This window comes from bacterium (assembly GCA_024224155.1).
Taxonomy (GTDB): Bacteria; Acidobacteriota; Thermoanaerobaculia; order Multivoradales; family JAHEKO01; genus CALZIK01.
This window is the reverse complement of sequence record JAAENP010000127.1, coordinates 22,210-45,057: the sequence shown is the minus strand read 5'-3', so window position 1 is coordinate 45,057 and position 22,848 is coordinate 22,210. Positions and strand designations below refer to the sequence as shown.

Below are 22,848 nucleotides of genomic sequence, written 5' to 3'. Positions count from 1 at the left end.
ACTCAGCTGAACGTTGAATCGCGGGCGTGTCCGCTGCTACAGTCCCATCAAACTGCGGATTCCCGGGATCTCGCCCTCGTTGCTCAGCAGACCGGCAAGGCTCGGATCCTCCGAAGCTTCGTAGACCGACCTGAGCTCGTCGCCGATCAGCGCCGTTGCGCTAACGAGCCGTACGCCGTGACTGTAGTCGGCGTAGTCGGCTGAATGTATCGTGCTCAGCGGTTGGATCGGCCGCCCGTTCGGTCGGTGCCAACCGTAGATCGCCACCCTGCTTGGCGTCCTGGCGAGCCGCCTGGTCAAAACCAGATCCTTCTTGTGCCCCGCGAGCAAAAGTCCGAGAGGGTAGCCCGCACGCTGCTCGTCGATCAGCCGGCTGTGCGCCAAGTAGTAGGCGGTCGACCTCATCTGCGGCCCGGCCTGCATCGGTTGGGGCGAGAGCCGAAGCTCAGAGTTCCCGAAGAGGTGGTTGACGATCTTGCAGGTCGGCAAGACGAAGCCGAAGCGCCGAGCGATGGTCTTGGCCGAGTGAAAGTCGAGGGGCACGCGCACGAAGTCTTCGTCGGAACCGACGGCCAGATAATCCGGCATCACCCAGATCGTGGCGCCGGGACCTAAGGCAGTCTCGCTCCGAAGCTCGATGCGCCGGAGCTGCCGCAGAAATCGGGGCACGTTCCCGGCCTCGAGTTGCGCCAGGATCGCGTGTTCCCGGTCGATCCGCGTCATACCAGCAGTCTGTCCAAAAAACTCTGAGCCGGTGGGCGCTCCTGGCGGCCTAGCGGGAATCGCGTATGCGATATCGGTCCGCGATGTCGGTCCTGCGACGTCGGCCGGAGCGGCCGCCTCGAGCGACAGCAAGAGAAACGCTACAGCGAGCAGAGTGGGCTTCTTCATTCTTTTGGCCGAAGGCGGCTAACGCGACACCGCACGGCACGGCCGAACGCTCTTGCTATCAGAGATCTGGGCCGGCGCGCAACGATACACGGTCGCCCAAAGCGCCTCCGGTATCGCTCCCAGCATGTAAGAACTCGCGCCCGCAGTGCACTCATGGTTGAGGGTAGAAGCAACGTATGGAACCGCCATCAGCGCGTCGTCCAGCACGAGACCCTCAGTCAGCGCCTGGGGATCTCGGAAGAGAAGATCAGAGACATCGGCGACGACAAGTACAAGACCAGCCCTCATTTCACCGAGGCCGAGAAAGCGCTCCTGGATCTGACCGTTCAGATCGGCGTCGACGCGAACCGGCTATCGAAAGACCTCTGGGATCGCCTGCACGAGCATTTCTCCGAGCCTCAGATCGTCGAGGCCGTTTTCGTCATCACCCAATACATCGCGATCAGCAAGTTCGGCGACGCGCTGGGTGTGGTACTCGAGCCGGTCTTCTCCGGGGCTCAGCCTCTGCTCGAGGTGGCTCATCACTGACCGGTGGCGAGACCCGGCTGCCGGCCCGAGCGGCGTAGATAACCCTCGAGCATGAGCTTGCGCCGGGTGTTCTTCGAGCTCATGTAGCGCACCGCCACCCTGGCAGTTCAGACCGATGCGGCCCGCGACGCCGGCGCGATCGTCATGCCCTTGACCAGGGCCTCGAGCTCGGCCATCGATCTGCCGACATAGAGCAAGTCAGTCTTCGGAAGGTTCAACTTCCTGGCCTGCGCGCCGCCCACCACCAGGGGAGTGCCACGCCCCTCAAGGGTCGGCAGCAGTTTCATGATCGCGTCACGCAGCCGCTCGGGCTTCGAAGCCACACTCACGCTCAGCCAAGCCAGGCGTGCGCTCAGGTCATCGACGCCCAGGGCCAGCGTGTCGGGCGGGGTGTCCGGCCCCAGATTGACCGCCCGCATTCCCTCGCCCTCGAGCACGGCGGCGACCGCCATCGACGGCAAGATGTAACGATCGCCGGAAGGCGCTCCGCCTACGGCGAAAGGAGCATCATCCGGCACCTTGATCAGTCCGCGCAGCCGAGCGAGAGCCTGGATCGCGATCTGTGTGGCTCGATGCTCCCAGAAGATGCCGGAAGGCTCCCCGGTCCAGAGCTCGCCAATACGAGTCATGGCGGCTCGAAACGGCCCATCGATGATCTCCGAGACGCTCTTGCCTTCCAGGTACTGCGAGAGGATCAGTCCGCGAGCTTCGGCTTCCGCCCCCCGGCGCAGGTAATCGAGTGCCTTCTTCCCCCGGCCGCCGCGCGATTAGGTTCAGCCGGGAGCCACCCGAGGAGGCGGCCACGGCCCCGTCCCGACGAGTGTTGCCAGCCCTGACCGGCAACGTAGGCTGATCTGGCGATGAGTCCGAAGAGACATCGCCTCGGAGCCCTCGCTTCGGCCCTTTTGGTGCTGGCGATCAGCCCGGCCCTCACTCGGGCAGCGGACAACGGCGGCTGCGACTGCGCGCGCCGAAACGCTCCTTGCGCCTGCTGCGTGCGACCTGCTCAGACCGGGTCCGTGGCCGCCGTCGGCGCATGCCACCTTCGGCAGAGCCCATGCCGAACCACGACGCCCCACGACGCCGCTCGGACGAGCGACACCGGATCGATCGGAATCCTGGAGTCGACTCGACAGATCCGCTCGGAATCGCCGCGGCCGTGGAGCCCCGTCTCGGAGACACCTCCCGACGAGTGCCCTCGGGGTGGGCCCGAGCCACCTCCGCCTCGTCGCCACGGCTAGGCACCTACAGACTCCGGAAGGCGTCTACCGAGGCGGGCCGACGGCCGCCCGTGCTGCGGCAGCGGACCGCTCGGTAAGCGAACCCACGATCTGGTTATGGCAGGAGGGAAGGGACCATGAGAAGAATCAAACGCAGGCGTTCCATGCGATTCGGCCCGATCGGACTCGGTCTGATCTGGCTGGGCGCAACGGCCGCTGTGGCCGTCGAAGTCGAGCCGAAGGCCGAGACCGCTGCAACCGAAGCCCGAACGGACGAGATCGAGTCGACCGAGACGGAGCCACTCGCCACCGTCTTCGACGAGATCCTGATCGGCGCGGCTATGAGCCCGCTCGTTGGACCGGAGAGAGAGCTGGGGCACGCCGAGATCACCGAGATTCCGTACGGCGATGCTGCCGAGGTCCTGCGCAGCGTCTCGGGGATGGCCGTCGGCCGCATGGGTGGCCACGGCCTGGAGCCGCATCTGCGCGGCATGGCCGAGACCAACATCAATATCCTCCTCGACGGCGCCTATGTCCACAACGCCTGTCCCAACCGCATGGATCCTCCGACCTCCTTTGGCGCCGTGGACAGCTTCGACCGGGTGGTCGTACTCAAAGGCGTGCAGACCGTTCGCTACGGCGGCGGCGGCAGCGCCGGCACCATCCTCTACCAGCGCGAGACGCCGCGCTTCCGACCCGAGGAGCGCTGGCGCATTCACTTCGGATCGGCCTACGCCACTCACACCGAATCACCCGACCTGACCTTGGATGCCACGATCGGCGCACCCAAGTTCTACTTGCGGGCGATCGGTGAGCAACGCGATGTCGACAACTACAAGGACGGCGGTGGCAACGAGGTTCGCTCGGCTTTCAGGAAGCAAGACGCGACCTTCGCACTCGGCTGGACCCCCGACTACGGCACCGAGGTCGAGCTCTCCTACGAAGACAACCTAACCGAAGATGCTCTCTTTCCCGGCGCGGCGATGGATGCGCCATTCGACGAGAACAGCCTCTATCGGCTACAGCTTCGAAGGCTGCGTCCTGAAGCCCGCATCACCGCCATCGAGTCCGAGCTCTACTTCGGCGAGATCGATCACGTCATGGACAACTACTCACTTCGCCCGCTCACCGCTCCAATGGCGGCAAAGGCGGAGACGACCTCGGATACCTATGGCGGCAGATTCAGCATCGACAGCCGCAGCGGCGCTCACGCGCGCTTCACCTTCGGAGCCGATTTTCAGAGCAACTCCCGTCGCGCGGTACGCATCGTCGGGCCAGATCCCGAGACCGTCTCCCGAGATCAATCGATCCTGTGGCCGGATGTCGAAGTGACCGACGCCGGGGTCTTCTTCGAAGGTGTCCACGACATCGCTCCGCGGAGCCGGTTCCTTTTCGGCACCAGGCTCGACCGTTTCGAGGCCTCGATCGGCGAGCCCGACCGCAAGCCCTTCGGGTCCAACCTGAGTCCTAGCGGACTCTACGAGCTGTACTACGGAGAGGCCGCCACCGACTGGAGCCATGACGATGTCGGCGGCCTACTTCGCCTTGAACACGAGATCGAGAACGGTCCCACGCTGTTCGTCGGCGTCAGTCGAAGTGTTCGACCCGCCGACGCTACCGAGCGCTTTCTGGCATCGAACAACAGCCAGGCGTCCAAGCGGTGGATCGGCAAGCCGAATCTCCGCGCCTCGCGCCATCACCAGATCGATCTGGGGGCGACTTCGATCAAAGCCAGCCGGCAGATCACCGGTATCCTGTTCCTCGACCGGGTCGACGATTTCATCCTGCGCGATCGGGCTCGAGCTCAGCCCGGAGTGCTGCTCGACGACCGGGCCTCCATCTATCGAAATGTCGAGGCGGAGCTCTTCGGCGTCGAGCTCGACGCCTGGCAGAAACTCGATGAGCGCTTCTCGCTTCTGGGCAACGCCGGCTGGGTTCGCGCCGACAACAGCACCGACCGCCGCCCGATTGCACAGATCCCGCCGCTTCAGGGCCGCTTTCGACTGAACTTCGAACGGCAGCCCTGGAAGAGCTCGGCCACGGTCCGCTATGCCTTTCGCCAGAAACGCATCGACGATGACGCGGCAACCCGAAGCGGGCTCGATATGGGAGAGACGCCAGGCTACGCGGTTCTGGATCTTCTCGGCAGTCATACGTTGGGGTCGGGACTCGAGATCCAAGTCGGAGTCGAGAACGTCTTCGATCGCCTCTATGCCGACCACCTCAATCGCTCGAATCTGTTTGACGTCGAGCAGGTGCGCGTCAACGAGCCGGGGCGGACCCTCTGGTTGAGACTTCGGCTGGCATCGAACCGGGACAACTAGCCGGCACTACGGACCGGCCGGTTGCTATCGAGCGTCCTTCCGCCTGTTTACGCCGGGCTACGAGCGTGATCGAATTCTCCCCAATGCCATCTCTTCCCTTCGACGTCGTTCATCGCCTCCCCGGTTGGGCGCTGTACTGGGCCCTGCTCGAGCCGACCGATCCGGTCGACCAGCTGCCGGCGCGCCTGGACTCTCTGCGCCGACGAACCGCCGAACGAGCGCGCGAGCGCTACAGGCTCGAGACCCTCGCCGGCCGGCCGGCGGTGGCCGCGCTGCGCAAGCTGTTCCGCGCCGCGGGAACTGATCCCACGCGCCACCGCCCCTCATCGGAGGCGCTGTTGCGACGGCTGCTCAAGGGAGGGGAATTGCCGGCGATTCATCCACTGGTCGACTTCAACAACTGCCTGTCGGTGGAGCTGCCGGCTCCGTGTTGCGTGATGAACGAGCACGCGCTCGAGCCCCCGTTCGTGCTCCGTGCCGGCACTTCGGGCGAGAGCTACGATTCGTTCAAGGGACCGTTTCGGCTCGAGGGCCGACCGCTTCTGGTCGACGCCCTCGGACCCTGCGACGCACTGATCACCGGCAGCGAGCGGGTCAAGGTGGCCCGAGACACCGGGCGTGCCTGGCTGGTCGCCTACCTCCCGGCCTCCGCGATCACACCGGCCGAGACCGCCCAGCGGGTGGCGCAGCTCCTCGAAGCGGCTCCCGTCGCGACCGTCCTTTCCGAGGGCGCTTCCGGCGAGTCCGCCGGAGACTCCTAGCACTGTCGTTCTCGAGTTCGTGCCACCCCTCGGCCCAAAGGGCCCGTGGGGAGCCCGAGGCTGTGGTTCTTCCAGGCCCGGCCCACCCCGTCGAGTGGCGCCCCGCGGCCGGAGGCGTGCCATCGTTTCCCACGAAGGAGCATGGAACGATGCGCTACGTCGTATTCAATCGCAAAGGTGGAGTCGGCAAGACATCTCTTGTCTGCAATCTCGCCGCGGTGAGCGCCGCCGAGGGTTGGAAGACCCTGGTGATCGATCTCGACCCACAGGCCAACTCGTCCCACTACCTGCTTGGGCACGAGGCCTGCGAGGCACTGCCCAATGCCGCAGACTTCTTCGAGCACACGCTCGGCTTCCAGCTGTTCGGGGACGTCGACGAGGGCGACGCCTGGGTCCACGAAACACCGTTCGAGAACCTCTGGCTGCTGCCGGCCGACCATCGGCTCGCCGAGATCCAGCCCAAGCTCGAGTCCCGCTATAAGATCTACAAGCTCCGCGACCTGCTGAACAAACTTGCCGATTTCGACGCCATCTTTCTCGACACGCCGCCGGCGACCAGCTTCTTCACTACCTCGGCACTGATCGCCGCCGATTCCTGTCTGATTCCGTTCGATTGCGACGAGTTCTCTCGGCGAGCGCTCTACCAGCTGCTCGGCACGGTAAGGGAGGTGCGCGAGGACCACAACGAAGAGATCGAGATTGGCGGCATCGTAGTGAATCTCTTCCAGGAACAGGCACGGCTGCCACGACGCCTGGTCGACGAGCTCGAATCGGAAGGACTTCCGGTTCTCCGGCCCTACATCAACGCGTCGGTGAAGGTACGTGAGTCCCACGAGCAGCACCGGCCCTTGGTTCACCTGGCACCAAGTCACAAGGTGACTCGCCAGTTCCGTGACCTCTACCAGACGCTCGTCGAGCAGGCCGCATGAGTAGACAGGAATCGCCTACCCGATGGGGTGTAGTCGATTCCGGGCCCGCTTGACATCGTTGGTCCAGGCGTACCGCACGAGGGGCCGAACGCCCCGATGACCACGCCCATCGTTGCCGCGGTCACCTCGGTGTCTGCTCGCAGCAGTAGAGGAGAGATTCATGCAGACCGAGCTCATGCACGAACCCCACAAGATCAAGACCATCCGACCGGTCGCCTTTCCAAGCCTGGAAGAGCGCAAGCAGCATCTCGCCCAGGCCCATTTCAACGTCTTCAACCTGACCCCCTCGCAGGTGGGATTCGACATGTGCTCGCTGGGTACGAGCGCGATGACCCAGGAGCAACTGTCCGGACAGCTGATCGGTGACGAGGCCTATGCCGGCGCCCGGAACTTCGAACACCTGGAGCGGGTGGTGAGGGACGTCCTGGGGCACACCTACGTCTGCCCCACCCACAACGTCCTCGGCTGCGTGAAGCTGGTCACCGCGACCATGGTGCCCGCCGGATCGGTACTGCCTTCCAACGCCAGAACCCGAATCGACGTCTTGACGCCGCGGGACGTCGAGGTCCCCGACGTCCGCAACCACGACGAGGAGCTGTTCACGGGCAACGTCGACCTCGGCCGCCTCGAGAAGGTACTCGAGGACGGCAACGTCGCCATCGTCGGCTTGCAGGCCTTCGCCGACGGTCAGCATCCGTTCAGCATGCAGAACCTGCGAGCGGTAAGAGCTCTCGCGGATCGTTACGGTAAGCGCCTGGTCCTCGACGGCTCGCGGGTAATCGAGAACGCCTGGTACATGCAGCAGAACGAGAGGGGAATGTCCGCTCACACCGTTGCGGCGCTGGTCAGGGCGATCGCCAAGACGGCGCACGTTTTCCAGATCGACGGCGCCCAGGACCCGAAGTGCCCCACCGGCGGACTGCTCTCCACGGACAATCCGGAAGATCACGAACGCTTCATGAACGAGGTCGTCGTCTACGAAGGCCTTCACACCTACGGCGGCATGGCCGGCCGCACCATGGAAGTCTTCGCCCGCGGGCTCGAGGAGATGTGCATCGAGACCGAGGTGCAGTGGGTGATGCAGCAGACCGAGCGCTTCTGCGAGCGCCTGCGGGTCGCCGGAGTGCCCATGGAGCGCGGCTGCGACGGCGCCTACATCCTGGCGGACGCTTTCCTGTCCCATCATGACCGGTTCCAGCAGGACGCCTTCTCCGCGGCCCTCTACGAGATGTCGGGCGTGCGGGCCCTGGCGCACGGCCTGGTTGGGCGCGACAACCTGGTGCCGGTCCAGATCCCGCGACTGGCCATGACCGGCCGGCAGCTCGACCAGGTGGCGGACGCGGTGATCAGCCTCTACAACCGGCGAGACCAGATCCCACCGCTCGAGGCGGTGCGGGAAGGCATGTGGCGCGACCAGATGCGCTACCGCTGGGTCTACTGCGATCTCGAGTCCTACGAGTTCGATACTTATCCGTTCGTGATCCACACCATCGAGCGGATCGGCGAGCTCAGCCGCGAGGAGCGCTGGCGAGCGATCCGGGAGGCGGGCTTCAACACCTTCCTCTTGCGCTCGGCCGACGTCAGCATCGACCTGCTCACGGACTCGGGCACCTCGGCCATGAGCACCGATCAGTGGTCGGCCTACGACGGCGCCCGGGCCACGCCGACGACCTCCGACGAGTACGGAAGGCTGGTCGAGGTGCTCAAGGCCGCCACCGGCTACGAGCACATCATCCCGACCCATCAGGGGCGGGCCGCCGAGCAGATCCTGTCCGAGATCATGATCCAGCCCGGCCAGATCGTGCCCGGCAATATGTACTTCACCACCACCAAGCTCCACCAGGAGCTGGCCGGCGGAGTGTTCGCCGACGTCATCGTCGACGAAGCCCACGATCCGCAGAGTGACTTTCCATGGAAGGGCAACATCGACCTGGCCAAGCTCGAAGCCTTGGTCGAGGAGCACGGCGCCGAGAAGATCTCCTACATCTCGTTCGAGCACTCGGTCAACATGGCCGGCGGCCAGCCGGTCTCGATGGAGAACATGCGCGAGGTCTACGGCTACTGCTCGGGCCTTCACATCCCGGTCTTCTTCGACGCCACCCGGATGGCGGAGAACGCCTACATGATCCAACAGCACGACCCCCACTTCGGAGAGACGAAGATCCGGGACATCTTGAGAGAGATGCTGGTCTACGGCGACGGCTGCACGGTGTCGGGCAAGAAAGATTTTCTGATCAATATCGGGGGCCTGCTCGCCTTCCGCGACGACGCGGAGCTGGCCGAGAAGGCCCAGGACAAGCTGCGCATCTACGAGGGCAACATCACCGACGGCGGCCTCGCCGCCTCCGACCTCGCGGCCATCGCGGTCGGCGTCGACGAGATGCTCGACGACCGCTACATCCGGGCCCGAGTCCGCCAGACCGCGGCGCTTGGCAGAATGCTGCTCGAGGCCGGCGTGCCGATTGTCACGCCGCCCGGCAGCCATGCGATCTTCCTGGACGCCAAGCGCTTTCTCGCTCACATCGACCAGGACGAGTACCCGGCGCAGAGGCTCGCGGGCGAAATCTACGTGGAAACCGGCGTCCGCGCCATGGAGCGAGGCAACGTCTCCAAGGGCCGCAACCCCGACACCGGAGAAAACTGTCGCCCCGCCCTCGAGCTCGTCCGGCTGACGCTCCCGCGCCGGGTCTACACCCGCGACCACATGCGGGCGGTGGCCGACGGCATCATCCGGTTGTACAGACGGCGCGATGAGATCGGCGGACTGCGTTTCGTCTACGAGCCCGAGAAGCTGCGCTTCTTTCAGGGGCGCTTCGAGCCCCTGGACTGAAGCGAGAGGTCAAGAGGCGCCCAGTAGCTCCAGCCACGCGGCCTCGACTCGCTCGAACGTCGAGGTCCAGGTGAACGGATGCAGTGTTTCCTCCGGGGCTCGCTCGGCGGCGGCACCGACCCCGGCCTCGAGCGAACGCTCGATAGCGCCGATCAGCCCTTCGACGAAGCCGGGCAAGTCGGCCTCGACCGGCGAGTCGACGCCGAACAGGCGCGGTGGCGGAACCATCTCCAGGACTCCCGCAAGAGGCAGGGCCAGCTCGTCGCGGATTCCCTCGAGCTCGGTCGCAACCAGCCGGCAACCACAAGCCGCAGCCTCCACCAGGACGAGTGGCAGCCCCTCGTAGAACGACGGCAAGACACAGACGACGCATCGTCGCATCAGCGCAGCCAACTCCTCCTGCGCGAGGCTCCCGTGCAGGACCACGAGGTCTCCCATCGCCCGCATGCGCTCCTCCAGCTCCCTCGCCTCCCACCCCGCACCGCCGCCGGCTACATGCAGGCGCACGGCTCGGCGTTCCCCGAGCTCCTGGACGGCATCCAGGAGCCAGGGCAGCCCCTTCGCCGAGCTGTACTTGCCAACGTAGAGCAGCTCGCCAGCGGTGTTCTCCGGGCGGCCCGTGCGGTAAAAGAGCTCCTCTCGATAGCCCGCGCCAACGATGCGCACGCGACTCATCGGAACGTCCAGAGCGGTGGAAAGGCGTCTTGCGTCTCCGGCGTGTAGCACGAGAAACAACTCGTTGCGGCCTAGCCCGTCCCGAATCTCGTCCGCCAGATGCGGACAGAGCTCGAGCTGGCGCAACCCGGTCGCATGACAATGGGCCACGACCGGCGTCTCCGGGAACAGGTCTTTGAGCAGCGAGGCGACGATCCACGCGTGATGCACGTGGATCAAGCCGAGCCGCTCCTCCGCCACCACGGCACGGAGGTGCTCTCGCCAGGCATCCCGATAGGTTTTCAACTGAGCCGGCGTCAGTAGAGAGAACCGGCTACTCGAATACGGCATGACGTCACTCATGCCCGGCACCGGAAACGGCAAGGCTTCGGTACCGAAGAGTAGGGGGTGCACCCGCTCCGGAGCGAGCCCATCGACCGCTGGATTCGGGTCCTCCACGGGCGTGCCCACGACGACGCGCTGATCCCATCCCGCCTCCCCGGCCAACCGAACCAGCGCGTTCAACGTGATCCCGCTCCCGGTCAGCAGCGGACGCTGCGAAAGAACGTGGAGCACGTTTTTCATCGGTAGTAGTCTTTCACTCCCCGATGACGCAGGCGACACTCGTTCTTCTCATTCTCGCCGGCACGGTGGCGCTCTTCGCTTCGGACCGCCTGCGCGTCGACGTCGTCGCCCTGCTGTCGCTTCTCGCTCTGGTGGCCACCGGCACGCTTTCGACGGCCGAGGCGCTGTCGGGGCTCGCCGCTCCGATCGTGGTGATGATCGGCGCGCTCTTCGTAGTCGGTGAGGGGCTGACCAACACCGGTATCGCCGCCCGGGTGGCGGCCGCGGTCGCGGCCATCGGCCGCCGCAATGAGCGGCTCTTGCTGCCCTCGATCATGACCCTCTCGGCACTCTTGTCGGCTCTCATGAGCAGCACCGGCACGGTCGCCGTGATGCTCCCAGTGGTCATCGGGCTGGCGCGGGCCCTCGACCGGCCACTCTCGGGTCTTCTGTTGCCGATGGCGTTCGCGGCCCAGCTCGGTGGCGTGCTGACCCTCATCGGCACACCCCCGAACTTGATCGTCTCGCAGGCGCTCGGGAACGCGACGGGAACGGGCCTGACGTTCTTCTCGCTCACGCCGTACGGCCTGGTCGGCCTGGTCGCGGGAATCACCTTGATGGTAGTCGCCGGCCGGATGCTGCTGCCGGCGGGCAAGGGTGGGACTCAGCTCGCCGAAGAGCCCTCGCTCGAAGAGTTGGCCCGGCTCTTCGGTCTGGCGCCGCGGGTAGCCGTCTGCCGGCTGCCGGCCAATTCGCCGTTTGCCGGGCGCAGCGCCTCGGCGGTCGGGGCACGGCGCAACTATGGGGTATCACTGCTGTCACAAGTGAAGGATGCCGCCGAACCCTGGGGCCGGCCACGAGCCTACGCCGTCGAGCCCCACAGCCGTCTCTCCGCCGGAGACCGGCTGCTGGCAAAGGGTACGAAGGAAGCCCTCGCGGAGTTCGTAGCCGCTGGCGGTCTCGAAGCCCATCCGTTCGAGCCCCGGCGCGAAGCCGAGAGGGTGATTCTAGAGCTCGGAGTTGTCGAAGTGCTGCTGACGCCGCAGTCGCGTCTCATCGGGAGAACCGTGCGCGAGTCGGGCGTGCGCGAGCGGTTCGGCGTCAACGTCGTGGCGGTTAGACGGCGCGGCAAGGCCATCGACCGACCGGTGAGCACGATCCGACTCGACTTCGGTGACTCCCTGCTGGTCGTGGGCTCCTGGAATCGAATCGAGGAGCTGAGGCGGGATCGCCGCAACCTGATCGTAGCCAGCGAGCCGAGGACCGAGCCGGACCGGCTCCCCGGCGCCGCGAGAGCGCCATGGGCCGTCGCGGTCCTGGCGGCCATGCTCGCCTTGATGGTTTTCTCGGAGGTACCGCTGGTGTGGTCGGCGGTCGGCGCCGCGCTGGCAATGATCCTGGGTGGTGCGGTCGAGCCGGGCTCGGTCTATCGCGTCATCCAGTGGCCCAGCCTGGTGATGATCGCCGCCATGCTGCCGGTGGCGACGGCGCTCGGTAACAGCGGAGCTCTGGACTTGCTGGTCGGCTCGGCGAGCTCCGCGCTCGCCGGCGCGCCGGTCGTCGTAGCCCTCCTGGGCCTGATGCTGGCAACCTCCCTGCTTTCCCAGGTGATCTCCAACACGGCCACCGCGGTGCTGCTGGCTCCGGTCGCGATCGAGATGGCCAGCCGCCTCGGCGTCGCGGCCGAGCCGCTACTGATAGGCGTAGCCATCGCGGCTTCGACCGCCTTTGCCACGCCGGTCGCCTCGCCGGTCAACGCCCTGGTGCTCGGGCCCGGAGGCTATCGATTCGGCGACTTCTTCAAGGCCGGCGTTGCCCTACAGGCAACCGTGCTCCTCTTGTCTGCCGGGCTGATTCTCGTTCTAGCCCTCTGACCGCCCCGCCTTACCACAACGCGCTCCTCGGCCTGGCCGGAGCCGCGTTTGCCCTCGGCCTGACCATGGCCTACTGCTACCCTCCCCGCCCCAACGCCTCGAGCAACTGCAGGAGCGCAGCTCGTACCGACGAGACCGTATAGGGGTCCTTCCGGTGGGGAGGGACGCCATCCCGCTCGAAGTAGGGCCGTTCCGAATAGATGCGGCCCCACTCCGCGTCGATCGCCCGGACGAAGCGGCGCAGCCCGGTCCCGGAGCTCAGAATCCCTTGCGCTACGCGAGCCATGGCAGGTAGAGAGTTCTCGTAGTTGGCCGCCAGGAGGATCTCGCTCTCCGTAACGCGACGTACGAGAACGACTCGGAGGGCGCCCTCGGCATCCTCGAGATGACTCTCCAGGTACTGCTCGATCTCGAGCTCGGCCTGGCGCTTGAGGGTTACCGGCGACGCCCCTTTCATCAGGTCGGCTCCTTCCCGGCCGATGGCCTCCGCTAGCGAGAACTTGCGCTTCGAGCGGACCTCGCGCTCCAGCTCGGCGTCTTCAGGCGTCCCTTTCTTTCGGAACTCTTCGCTCATGCGCTCGGCCCCTCGAAGCCGGTCTTGATTCTAACTCTCGGTCATCCCGCCGTCTTCGACACGGGCTCACCACCCATTGAAGGTGGCTCGGCCCGCGGCCGGACCTACCCCCAACGGGTGGGTCGAAAGACTGTCTCTTGAACTGGTTTCGCGATCCCCTGATCGGCCTAGAGTGCCAATGGCAGAAGCGCGGGGCAGCGAGATGAACACGTCTTCTGAAAGCAGCATCGGATCGACCTCGGGGACGAGCGCATGCGGCGGATGCCGTCTCGCCGACAGCTGCGCCGGCGCGCCTCAGACTCGAGGCCCGTTGCAAGGCCCCCGGCTCGTCGCCGCTTCCTTTCTCTACTTCCTCGTGCCAGCGGTCACGGCCCTCGTGGGGGCCGCCGCGGGCAGCGACCCGCTTGAACAGCTGATCGGGGGCGCGATAGGACTGCTGCTTGGAATGCTGGTGGCCATCACCGCGGCCAGACGGTACCGCACTGCGCTCGAGCGGGAGGCCTGCTTTGAGCCTCGCTGACGCCGTCGCCTCGACTCGCTCGACCTTTCGCCGCGGGATCCATCCACCGGACGAGAAGGCCCTCGCCGCCGAGAGCCCGATCGAGGTCCTGCCGACGCCGAAGGAGATCCGCGTTCCGCTTCTGCAGCACCTGGGCAGCCCCTGCGAGCCTACCGTCAAGCCCAAGCAGGCCGTGGCACTCGGCGACGAAGTCGGCAACGTCGAGGCGATGGTGTCGGCGCCGGTCCACGCTTCGGTGGCGGGGACGGTCGGCCGGGCCACGGTTGCGACACTCCCCAACGGGCGCCACGTCGGCGTGCTCCCGATCAAGGCGGGAGAGCAGGAGATCGAGGGCCGGGACCTGTACCAAGATCTTCTCGGCGGAGAGTGGCCACTGGAGGAGATCGAGCGGTGTGAACCCCGCGAGATTGTCGAAGCCGTAAGGCGCGCCGGCCTGATTGGAATGGGCGGCGCCGCCTTTCCGACTCACGTCAAGCTCACCGCTCGAGACGACAAACCGATCGATACCGTGCTGGTGAACGGCTGCGAGTGCGAGCCCTACCTGGCGGCCGACTACCGGACGATGATCGAGGCCCCGGCGGCGATCGTCGCCGGGGCCCTGCTGGCGAAGCGCGCACTCGGTGCCCGCCGGCTCGTGGTGGGAATCGAGGACAACAAACCTAAAGCGATCCAGCACATGAAAACCGCGGCCTCGGGCACAGCGGTCGAGGTCAAGAGCGTCCGAACGAAGTACCCGCAGGGTGCCGAGAAGCAACTCGTTCGGGCCGTGCTCGCGGCCACGGTGCCCGAAGGTGGCCTGCCCCTGGATGTCGGTGCGCTCGTGGTCAATGTCGAGACCGCGGCCTCGATCGCCCGCGCCGTGCTGCGGGGCAAGCCGCTGACCCACAGAATCGTGACCGTCTCCGGCCGCGGCGTGGCGCGGCCGCGGAATCTCGTCGTGCCCATTGGTATCTCATTCAGCGAGCTGCTGGCGGCCTCCGGCGGAGTGCTGCCGGGGGCGGCGCGAATCCTCGCCGGGGGGCCGATGATGGGCTTCTGCGTCGGCTCCACAAGTGCGCCCGTAACCAAGGGCACCGGCGCCGTGACCGTGCTGACCCACGCGGACCTGCAGCGCGCCAGAGAGACGGCCTGCGTTCGCTGCGGCCGCTGCGTAGACGTGTGCCCCCTGTCCTTGGTGCCGACCCGCATCGCAATCGCCGCTCGCCACAAAGATTGGGATCTCGCCCGGCGCTACCACATCAAGACCTGCATGGAGTGTGGCTGCTGCGCCTGGGTGTGCCCGGCGCAGATTCCGCTCGTTCAGCTGATCCGCATGGGCAAGGCCGAGATGGCAACCGCATGAGCAAGCCGGAGAAGCTCCCGATCCCGCTCGCCGAGCCGGAGGCCGAGGTGCCGCGCATCCATGTGGCACCCGGACCGCACATCTCGGCGCCGGTGACCACCTGGCGGATGATGGTCGACGTCGCGCTCGGCCTGTTGCCGGTGCTGCTCGCGGCGGTCTGGTTCTTTCGCTGGCATGCAGTGCTTCAAGTCGCGGTTTGCGCACTCGGCTGCACGGCCGCCGAAGCGGTGTTCGCCCGCCTGCGCGGCCGGCGGGCACCGCTCGCGGACGGATCGGCGCTGGTCACCGGCTTGATCCTGGGACTGTCCCTGCCCTGGAGCGCCCCAGTCTACGTCGGTGTTGTGGGCTCGTTCGTGGCCATCGGCGTCGGCAAGGCGGCCTTCGGCGGTCTCGGACAGAACATCTTCAACCCGGCGATGGTCGGGCGAGCCTTCGTGATGATCAGCTTCGCCTCGGTTCTTGGCGCCACCGCCTACGTCAGCCCCGAGGGCCCACTCGACATCGTCACCCAAGCGACCCCGTTGACCGTCGCCAAAGAGGCGGCCGGCGAAATGCCGGGCCTGTGGCCGCTGTTCGTCGGTAGCGTCAACGGATCTCTTGGCGAGACAAGTGCCCTCGCTTGCCTGATCGGCGGGCTCTTTCTGTGTCTGCGGCGGGCCGCTGCCTGGCAGATTCCGGCGAGCATGATCGTCTCCGCCGCGGCGGTCGCCGGGTTAGCGAATCTGGTCAATCCCGAAACACCCTTGACCGTCCTTCATCACCTGGCGGGTGGCTCTCTGCTCTTTGGAGCGGTCTTCATCGCCACCGATCCGGTGACCAGTCCGCTGGCCCCCAAGGGACGCGCCGTTTTCGGCGCCGGCGTCGGGGCTCTGGTGATCTTCATCCGGCTGTTCTCGAACTACCCGGAAGGCGTGGTCTTCGCGGTGCTGCTAATGAACGCCACAGTGCCGCTCATCAACCGCTGGACGATACCGCGGCCGTTCGGCGCCCCCAAAAAGGCGACGGTTTCGGACGGAGCTCGAGCATGAGTACCGAGAGGCTGAGCGTGCTGCGGGAAGCGTGGCTGATTCTGGTGCTCGCCGCCGGCTTCGGGGCCGCCCTGGCTGCCGTGCAGACGGGCCTCGGGGAACGGATCGAAGCCAACAAGCGAGCCCAGACCCTGAGCCAGGTGCCGGCCCTGGTCCTCGGCTCGGAGCTGACCCGGGACGCCACGATCGCTATCCGTGACGGCCGGATCGAGGTGCGCCGCGCCGGCGGCGAAGCGCAGATTCTCGAGGTCGTTGAGCGGCAGATCGCCGGTCATCTGGTTCTCGAAGTGCGGCGTTCCACGGATGAGCTCGCCGGCTGGGTCCTCTGGGGCGCCGACCAGGGGTATGCGGACCAGATCGAGCTGCTGGTCGGACTGAGTCCCGATGGCGCGGTGATCCGCGGACTCTACGTCTTGAGCCAGAAGGAGACCCCGGCGCTGGGTGATGGCATTACCCGCGAGGAGTTCCGACAACGGTTCGTCGGCCGTCGTACCGACCGGCGACTGCAGGTTACACGGGTCGCCGAGGAGGCAAGCGCGACCGATGGCGGCATCCTGGCTCTCACCGCGGCCACGATCAGCTCCAGGAGCGTCTGCGACATCGTCAACCGGACGGTCGCCGAGGTGAAGCCTCGGCTGCCGATCGAAGAGGACTCGAGATCACGATGACAACCAGCCCCACCGCTCTCGAGCGCTTCCTCAACGGCATTTTGCCGGAGAACCCGGTTTACCGGCAGCTGCTCGGCATGTGCCCGACCCTGGCGGTGACCGCGGCGATGAAACCGGCACTCACCATGGTCGCGGCCACCGCCTTCGTTCTCATCTGCGCCAATCTCGTGACCAGCGTCATTCGAAGCTTCCTCAAGCCGCATCTGCGGATCCTGGTCTTCACCCTCACCATCGCGACTTTCGTGACCATCGCCGATCGCCTGCTGGCGGCCTTCGCCTACCCGATGAGCCAGCAGCTCGGCCCCTACGTGCCGTTGATCATCGTCAACTGCATGATCATTTGCCGCTGTGAAGTCTGCGCCTCGAAGCAGGGGCCGCTCACCGCCCTCGCCGATGCGGCCGGCAACTCGCTCGGCTTCCTGCTCGCGCTGGGCAGCGTCGCCACGGTGCGCGAGATCCTGGGCATGGGCAGCTGGTTCGGACTGCCGGTGCTGCCCGAGGCCTTCCCGCGCTTCGTCTTGATGGTGATGCCCCCGGGAGCGTTCCTCACCCTCGGGGTGCTGTTGGCTGCGACCACGGCGTTTCAACAGCTTCGTGACCGTCGCCGGACTCCGGCCGAGGAAGCCGGGGCAGACAGCGCGAGCCCCGAGCTCGAGAGGGCCAGCTGAGATGGAGCTCTTCGCCGATCTGCTGTTGATCGCGGTGGGCGCGGCCCTGATCAACAACTTCGTGCTGACCTACTTCGTCGGCATCTGCCCGTTCCTCGGGGTCTCGCGACGGCTGGACATGGCCCTGGGCATGGGCTTCGCCGTGACCTTCGTGATCTCGGTCGCCGCCCTCCTGTCGTGGACGCTGACCGAGTTCGTGCTGCGCCCGGGAGCGCCACTACCGAGCATGGTCTGGCGCGCCGTCGCCGGGGAATCGGCGGACGGAGCGATGGACCTCAGCATCCTCTCCTACATCGTCTACATTTTCGTCATCGCCTCGAGCGTCCAATTCGTCGAGCTCTACGTACGCAAGTTCTTTCCAGCGCTGTACAAGTCGTTCGGAGTCTTCCTACCGTTGATCACGACCAACTGCGCCATCCTGTTCGGCTGCCTCGAAGTCATGAAGCACGTTCACAGCCGGGAGTGGGGCCTCGCGGAGTCAATGACCATGGCCATCTTCGGGGGCCTCGGCTTCACCCTGGCGATCGTGCTCATGGCCGGAATTCGCGAAGAACTGGATCTCTCCGACGTCCCGCGGGCCTTTCGCGGAGCGGCCATCACCATGGTCACGGCCTGCATCCTGGCGCTCGCTTTCATGGGCTTCACCGGAGTCGGAGCCAACGTGCGCGATGCCCTGCTCGGTGCAGAGGCCGTCGAGGCCGTCATTGAGGACGCCGGTCCGGGGGACACCGCCAAGAGTCTCGGCACTACCGAGCCCCGGCCGCGCGACTGAGACTGCAAGCCATGCTGACGGTCACTCTGATAACGCTTGCCGCCGCCACCATGCTGGCGCTCGCCGTGGCGGCCGGATCGATCCTCGGCTGGGCGAACCGAGCTTTCTATGTCGCGGTCGACGCCCGGGTGACCCGGATCCAAAGCGTGCTGCCCGGCGTCAACTGCAGCGGATGCGGATATGTTGGATGCGGAGAGTACGCCGAAGCGGTTGCGGCCGGCGACGCCGCAGTCAACCTGTGCGCCCCGGGCGGCGCCAGCTGTGCCCAGGCGGTGGCCGGCATCATGGGGGTCGATGTGGAACCGAGCTGGCCCTACCGCGCCATCGTCCACTGCGCGGCGCGCTTCGATCAGCGCCTGGGACGTAGCGAGTATCGCGGCGAGCTGAGCTGCTCGGCAGCCAATCTCGTGGCCGGCTATCAGGGTTGCACCTACGGTTGCCTCGGCCTGGAGGACTGCGTGCGATCCTGCGAGTTCGACGCTATCCACGTGATCGAGGGTCTGGCGGTCATCGACTACCGCAAGTGCACTGGCTGCGGCGCCTGCGTCGATGCCTGCCCTCGCCACATCATAAGCCGCGTGCCGTTCAAGGCGAGCCGAATCCTGGCCGTGGCCTGCTCCAATCAGGACTTCGGCAACGACGTCCGCGCCGTCTGTACGTTCGGCTGTATCGGCTGCAAAGCCTGCGAGCGCGTGAGCAGCTTGTTTGCCATGCAGGACAACCTGCCGGTCCTCGACTACGACTCCTACGAGCCCGACAGCGCTCCCCAAGCCGAGGAACTCGACAAGAGCATCGAGAAGTGCCCGATGGAATCGCTGCTTTGGGTGGGAGAACCGGCTCCGGAAGACATCTTGGCTACCGCCGACGAAGAGCTGCCGTTGCGCGCCGTGGCGGACTTCAAGACGACCGTCGACCAGGCCGAGTGGCGGGGCTGATCAGTCGATCCGCGAGACCGGAACGCCGGACCGATCCCCGAGAGCGGGAAAGCCCGACGAGGCCACGGCTCGAGGAGCGTCGCGCTTCCCGAAGAGCAGCAGAGCCTCGACATCTTCTTCGAGACTCTCGAGGCCCTCGGATCCCAGAACCGAGAGCGCCGTCGCCCAGGCGTCGGCAGTCGCCGCGTCGCTCGCGATCACGGTGGTCGACACGACGTCGTCCACCGGCACACCGGTTCTGGGATCGAGGATGTGACTGTAGCGCTCGCCCTCGATCTCGACGAAGCGGGCGTAGCCGCCGCTGGTACAGACCGCGCGGTCGACGATATTGATCGTGCCCGCAAGTTGGTCCGAGGACGGGTCGCGAATGCCGACCGGCCAGCCGGCGCCGGCCGGGGACCTGCCGAAAACGCGAAGATCGCCCCCCACCTCCACCATGCCGCCGGCCGCGCCCGCCCGGCGCAGAGCCGACACCGCCCGATCGATCGCGTATCCCTTGGCGATGCCATCGACGTCCAGTCGCAGCGTCGGACGCGACTTGATAGCTCCGCTCGGGGTGAGCTCGAGATCCTCCCAGCTCGAAGAATCTCGGAGAGCCTCGAGCTCGGCTCGATCCGGCAGTCGCCCCTGCTCCGCGGCGCGACGCCAGCCATCGATCAGCGGCCCGGCGGTGATGTCGAACGCGCCGAAGGTCGCGCGATGAAGTTCCCTGGCGCGCTGCAGCACTTCCAGAGCCTCTCGGGACAGCGGCACTGCTCGACTCGCCGAAGCTCGATTGAGTCCGGAGATCTCCGAGGCTTCCATCCAGGTGCTGAAGAGCCCCTCGAGTCGCCTCAACTCGTCCTCTGCGCTCTGCAGAGCCTCGGCTCCCCGATGGCCCTCGTCGCCCGGGAGCACCGCGATGATCGAGCAACTCGTGCCCATGATGCCTACCGGGTGGCTCTCGACGACAATCTGCCGCTCTTCGACTCGTTGCGTAGCCCACCACGCGACGGCCAAAAGCGCGGCACAAAGCCCGACCACAACGAGCCGGCGGTGGTGATTCGCCCCAGCCCCAGCCATCGTCCCGGAGACTACCCGATGGCTCGGGCCTTCACGCTATTGTCCGCGCCGTCGGTCGGGGCCGCGCAATGGCCGGCAGAGCCGGCTCGAGCCTCTCGCGCTCCGGCTCGAGCCACGGCGGCAGCTTGAGCCCGGTGCCGAGCTCAGCCGGATCCTCATCGCGAGTGAAGCCCGGTGGATCGGTAGCGAACTCGAACAGAACGCCTCCCGGCTCCCGGAAGTAGATCGACTTGAAGTACTGCCGGTCCAGCACCGCCGTGGGATGAAGGCCCGCACCCGCAAGTACCTCGCGCCAGGCTTCTTGAGACCTCTCGTCGGGCACTCGCCAGGCGACGTGGTGCACGGTGCCGGCGGCGATCGTCCCGAAGCCGGTTTCCGGCGTGTGAACTACATCGACTCGGTCACCGATATCGTCCCCGGTTTCGAACCGGAACCGGTTGCCGCTTTCACTCCCGGGCCGGAGTCCCATCGTCTCGGTCAGCAGCCCGGCGGTCGCGTCCAGATCCCGCACGGAGAGCGCGACACTGTGAAGACCGCGAATGGCGTGCTCCGGTGGAACCGGGCCTCCGCTCCATGGCTCACCACGGCCGCTTCCGGAGTTGGCAACCAGCTCCAGCTTCAGTCCGTCGGGATCGTAGAAGGCCAGCACCTCTTCGTCGAAACGGGCCTTCGGCTCCTCGGCGACCGCTCCGAGCTGCGCCAGTCGCTCTCTCCAGAAACCGAGCGACGCCCCGGGAATTTCGAACGAGGTCACGGTCGCCTGGCCGGAGCCGCGGCTCCCGCGCCGTGCCATCGGCCAGGGGAAGAACGTCAGAATGGTCCCGGGACGACCAAGTTCGTCGCCGTAGTAGAAATGGTAGGTCCCCGGATCATCGAAGTTGACGGTCTTCTTGACCAGGCGCAGCCCCAGAACGCCGGCATAGAAATCGACGTTCTGCTGGGGATCGGTAGCTATCGCCGTGACGTGATGAATTCCGGCAATCTGTTCGCTCATGTCGCGCTCCCGAGAGTGAGGTCTGAATGAAACGAGGCGGCCCGACCGGGGAAACCTCCGGTCGGGGCCGCCCTTGGATCAAGCCTGGGCGAGCATCGCCGCCAGCTGCTCCTCCGACGCCTTGGGCGACGTGTGGAACTGCTGCCCGAAGCCCTCCGCGAAGGCGTCCGGAAAAATGTCGGCTGTACCTGCCTCGAGACCGTCCAGGATCGCGTCGGCAACATCGCGCGGCGTCGCTTTGTCCATGTCGATCTCCTTGGACATATCGGTATCGACCGGGCCCGGATAGACGCCGTGCACGGCGGTGTTCTGCGCCGCGAGGAGAGCGCTCGCGGCCTGAGTCAGCGATTGAGCCGCGGCCTTGGAGGCGCTGTAGGTCGGATAGAAGGGAAAGTTGCTCAAACCCGCGATCGATGCCACGTTGACGATAGCCCCACCGCCGTTGGCTTCGAGAATCGGCGCGAAGCGCTGCAGGAGATGGAGAGGCGCAAAGTAGTTGACCTCCATCTCGGTGCGGGCGGCGTCCACGATGCCGTCCTCGGTCAACCCTCCTCCCACGGCGACGCCCGCGTTGTTGAAAAGGACCCGCACGTCACCGGCTCTCTCGGCGGCGGCTCGAACCTTCTCGGCGTCGGTGACGTCGAGCTCGAGCGGCACGACGCGGTCTCCGTAGCGCTCCGCCAGATCGGCGAGCGCGTCGGGCTTGCGAGCCGCGGCGTAGACCTTCTCCACGCCTCGGTCGAGCAGGGCCTCGGTGATGGCACGGCCGATGCCGCGGTTGGCACCGGTTACGAAAACCACGCTGTCTTTGATTGTGTTCTCGGTCACCTCCGACAAAACACCTCAGTTCTCGACCTCGAGCTCCGCGCCAATCAGGCGAAACAGGTCGCGCTTCAGACCGCGCAGAAACCCGGGATCATTCTTCATCTTCGCCAACATGACACTGCCTTCGACGAGAGCCAGAATCGAGTAGGCCGCGCCGGTGATGTCGAGCGGCGCAACGTCGTTTCCTTTGACGGCCTCGCGAAGCACGCTCTCGAAGGTCTCGACATTCCTGTCAAAAACGCGATCGAGCCGCTCGCGCAACGCCGGCTCCTGCGTGCTCATCTCGAGCCCCAGGTTGCCGATGGGACACCCGAGCACCTGGCCACAACTCTCGTGCAGCTCGGACTGAGTCTCGAATACGCCGTCCGCGTAGGCCGCCAAGCGCTCGAGAGGAGGCCCCTTCCCGTTCGTCAGTTGGTCCATGGCAGCCTCCGAGCCCACGGACAGCCTGTCGATCACGGCCGCGGCAAGCTCGACCTTCGAGGGGAAGAAGTGGTAGAAGCTGCCCTTCTTTACCCCAGCGGCCTCACAGAGACCGCTGACGCCGACGGCGGTATATCCGCGCTGATGCATGAGCTCGCTGCCGCTCTCGATCAGCCGTTCTCTGGCATCGCTGGTCCGGCCCATTTCGAGACTATACGACCGGTCAACTATCATGTCAAGTCTCACACAGAAGAACATACTCCCAATCCTCCGCCCCATGCCGCCCAAACGGGTGGCGATCCGGCGCCGCCCTCCCAGGTAAGATGGGCGGCGCCCGAGAAAGGCACAGCCGGCGAAAGCCGGCGTCGCAAAGCCACGGATCCTCGCCTCCTTCCCAACGGCGTCCGCTGGGAGGGATCCCAAGACCGCCGAGCTGCCGAAGGTCCTGGGGTTGGCCCCCAG

General features: G+C 66.1%; 21 protein-coding genes and 1 riboswitch. Of the genes, 13 read left to right on the top strand and 8 right to left on the bottom strand.

The annotated features are described in order from the left end of the window. Window positions 1-36 precede the first annotated feature (36 nt). Window positions 37-723, bottom strand: a complete 687-nt coding sequence (locus tag GY769_07240; protein MCP4201713.1) for a hypothetical protein — start codon at window positions 721-723, stop codon at window positions 37-39. Between the two features lie 321 nt (window positions 724-1,044). On the opposite strand from GY769_07240, the gene GY769_07235 reads away from it, so the two are divergent. Then, entirely contained in the window at window positions 1,045-1,419 is a 375-nt protein-coding gene (locus GY769_07235; protein MCP4201712.1) for a hypothetical protein, read from the top strand. Between the two features lie 107 nt (window positions 1,420-1,526). Here GY769_07235 and GY769_07230 read toward each other — a convergent pair whose 3' ends face one another. Then, on the bottom strand, window positions 1,527-2,048 hold the full coding sequence (locus GY769_07230) for a hypothetical protein (protein MCP4201711.1): 522 nt from the start codon (window positions 2,046-2,048) through the stop codon (window positions 1,527-1,529). A 728-nt stretch (window positions 2,049-2,776) separates the two neighbouring features. Between GY769_07230 and GY769_07225 the strand changes: the two genes are divergently transcribed. The 4 genes from GY769_07225 (at window position 2,777) to GY769_07210 (ending at window position 9,483) form a co-directional block, all read left to right on the top strand. Beyond that, entirely contained in the window at window positions 2,777-4,963 is a 2,187-nt protein-coding gene (locus GY769_07225) for a TonB-dependent copper receptor (GenBank protein ID MCP4201710.1), read from the top strand. 83 nt (window positions 4,964-5,046) lie between these two features. After that, the gene (locus tag GY769_07220; GenBank protein MCP4201709.1) at window positions 5,047-5,724 is read left to right on the top strand and encodes a hypothetical protein; all 678 of its coding nucleotides are present in this window, start codon (window positions 5,047-5,049) and stop codon (window positions 5,722-5,724) included. A 149-nt stretch (window positions 5,725-5,873) separates the two neighbouring features. Further along, window positions 5,874-6,653 carry a ParA family protein gene (locus GY769_07215; protein MCP4201708.1) on the top strand — a complete coding sequence of 260 codons (780 nt, stop codon included), beginning with the start codon at window positions 5,874-5,876 and terminating at the stop codon, window positions 6,651-6,653. Between the two features lie 160 nt (window positions 6,654-6,813). Continuing rightward, complete coding sequence (locus GY769_07210; GenBank protein ID MCP4201707.1) at window positions 6,814-9,483, top strand: tryptophanase; 2,670 nt, start codon at window positions 6,814-6,816, stop codon at window positions 9,481-9,483. Between the two features lie 9 nt (window positions 9,484-9,492). Here the strand turns inward: GY769_07210 and GY769_07205 are convergent, their stop codons facing one another. Next, window positions 9,493-10,722 carry a glycosyltransferase family 4 protein gene (locus GY769_07205; GenBank protein MCP4201706.1) on the bottom strand — a complete coding sequence of 410 codons (1,230 nt, stop codon included), beginning with the start codon at window positions 10,720-10,722 and terminating at the stop codon, window positions 9,493-9,495. Window positions 10,723-10,745: 23 nt separating this feature from the next. On the opposite strand from GY769_07205, the gene GY769_07200 reads away from it, so the two are divergent. Continuing rightward, window positions 10,746-12,575 (top strand): SLC13 family permease, encoded by a 1,830-nt coding sequence (locus GY769_07200; protein MCP4201705.1) that lies wholly within the window; start codon window positions 10,746-10,748, stop codon window positions 12,573-12,575. Window positions 12,576-12,651: 76 nt separating this feature from the next. On the opposite strand, the gene GY769_07195 is transcribed toward GY769_07200, so the two are convergent. Then, window positions 12,652-13,149: a hypothetical protein gene (locus GY769_07195; protein MCP4201704.1), complete on the bottom strand. Its 498-nt coding sequence runs from the start codon at window positions 13,147-13,149 to the stop codon at window positions 12,652-12,654. A 310-nt stretch (window positions 13,150-13,459) separates the two neighbouring features. On the opposite strand from GY769_07195, the gene GY769_07190 reads away from it, so the two are divergent. Genes GY769_07190 through GY769_07160 form a run of 7 tightly spaced genes read left to right on the top strand, consistent with a single transcriptional unit; the run spans window position 13,460 to window position 19,082 of the window. Then, on the top strand, window positions 13,460-13,669 hold the full coding sequence (locus GY769_07190; protein MCP4201703.1) for a SoxR reducing system RseC family protein: 210 nt from the start codon (window positions 13,460-13,462) through the stop codon (window positions 13,667-13,669). Further along, window positions 13,656-15,011, top strand: coding sequence for an electron transport complex subunit RsxC (gene rsxC, locus GY769_07185; protein MCP4201702.1), 1,356 nt, complete (start codon window positions 13,656-13,658; stop codon window positions 15,009-15,011). Before GY769_07190 ends, rsxC begins: the two co-directional genes overlap by 14 nt. Continuing rightward, complete coding sequence (locus GY769_07180) at window positions 15,008-16,039, top strand: RnfABCDGE type electron transport complex subunit D (GenBank protein ID MCP4201701.1); 1,032 nt, start codon at window positions 15,008-15,010, stop codon at window positions 16,037-16,039. Before rsxC ends, GY769_07180 begins: the two co-directional genes overlap by 4 nt. Beyond that, window positions 16,036-16,707, top strand: a complete 672-nt coding sequence (locus GY769_07175; GenBank protein ID MCP4201700.1) for an FMN-binding protein — start codon at window positions 16,036-16,038, stop codon at window positions 16,705-16,707. Before GY769_07180 ends, GY769_07175 begins: the two co-directional genes overlap by 4 nt. Then, the gene (gene rsxE, locus GY769_07170) at window positions 16,704-17,375 is read left to right on the top strand and encodes an electron transport complex subunit RsxE (GenBank protein MCP4201699.1); all 672 of its coding nucleotides are present in this window, start codon (window positions 16,704-16,706) and stop codon (window positions 17,373-17,375) included. The genes GY769_07175 and rsxE overlap by 4 nt, the downstream gene beginning before the upstream one ends. A 1-nt stretch (window position 17,376) precedes the next feature. Next, window positions 17,377-18,147, top strand: coding sequence for an RnfA-Nqr electron transport subunit (locus tag GY769_07165; GenBank protein ID MCP4201698.1), 771 nt, complete (start codon window positions 17,377-17,379; stop codon window positions 18,145-18,147). Between the two features lie 11 nt (window positions 18,148-18,158). Beyond that, the gene (locus tag GY769_07160) at window positions 18,159-19,082 is read left to right on the top strand and encodes an RnfABCDGE type electron transport complex subunit B (GenBank protein ID MCP4201697.1); all 924 of its coding nucleotides are present in this window, start codon (window positions 18,159-18,161) and stop codon (window positions 19,080-19,082) included. Here GY769_07160 and GY769_07155 read toward each other — a convergent pair whose 3' ends face one another. The 4 genes from GY769_07155 to GY769_07140 all read right to left on the bottom strand — a co-directional run bounded on the left by GY769_07155 (window position 19,083) and on the right by GY769_07140 (window position 22,590). Next, on the bottom strand, window positions 19,083-20,144 hold the full coding sequence (locus GY769_07155; protein ID MCP4201696.1) for an FAD:protein FMN transferase: 1,062 nt from the start codon (window positions 20,142-20,144) through the stop codon (window positions 19,083-19,085). 31 nt (window positions 20,145-20,175) lie between these two features. Then, window positions 20,176-21,138, bottom strand: coding sequence for a ring-cleaving dioxygenase (locus tag GY769_07150; protein MCP4201695.1), 963 nt, complete (start codon window positions 21,136-21,138; stop codon window positions 20,176-20,178). Between the two features lie 78 nt (window positions 21,139-21,216). Continuing rightward, complete coding sequence (locus GY769_07145) at window positions 21,217-21,966, bottom strand: SDR family oxidoreductase (GenBank protein ID MCP4201694.1); 750 nt, start codon at window positions 21,964-21,966, stop codon at window positions 21,217-21,219. A gap of 15 nt (window positions 21,967-21,981) precedes the next feature. Next, on the bottom strand, window positions 21,982-22,590 hold the full coding sequence (locus GY769_07140; protein MCP4201693.1) for a TetR/AcrR family transcriptional regulator: 609 nt from the start codon (window positions 22,588-22,590) through the stop codon (window positions 21,982-21,984). Window positions 22,591-22,718: 128 nt separating this feature from the next. Then, window positions 22,719-22,827: riboswitch (cyclic di-GMP riboswitch) on the top strand. The last annotated feature ends 21 nt before the right edge of the window (window positions 22,828-22,848 follow it).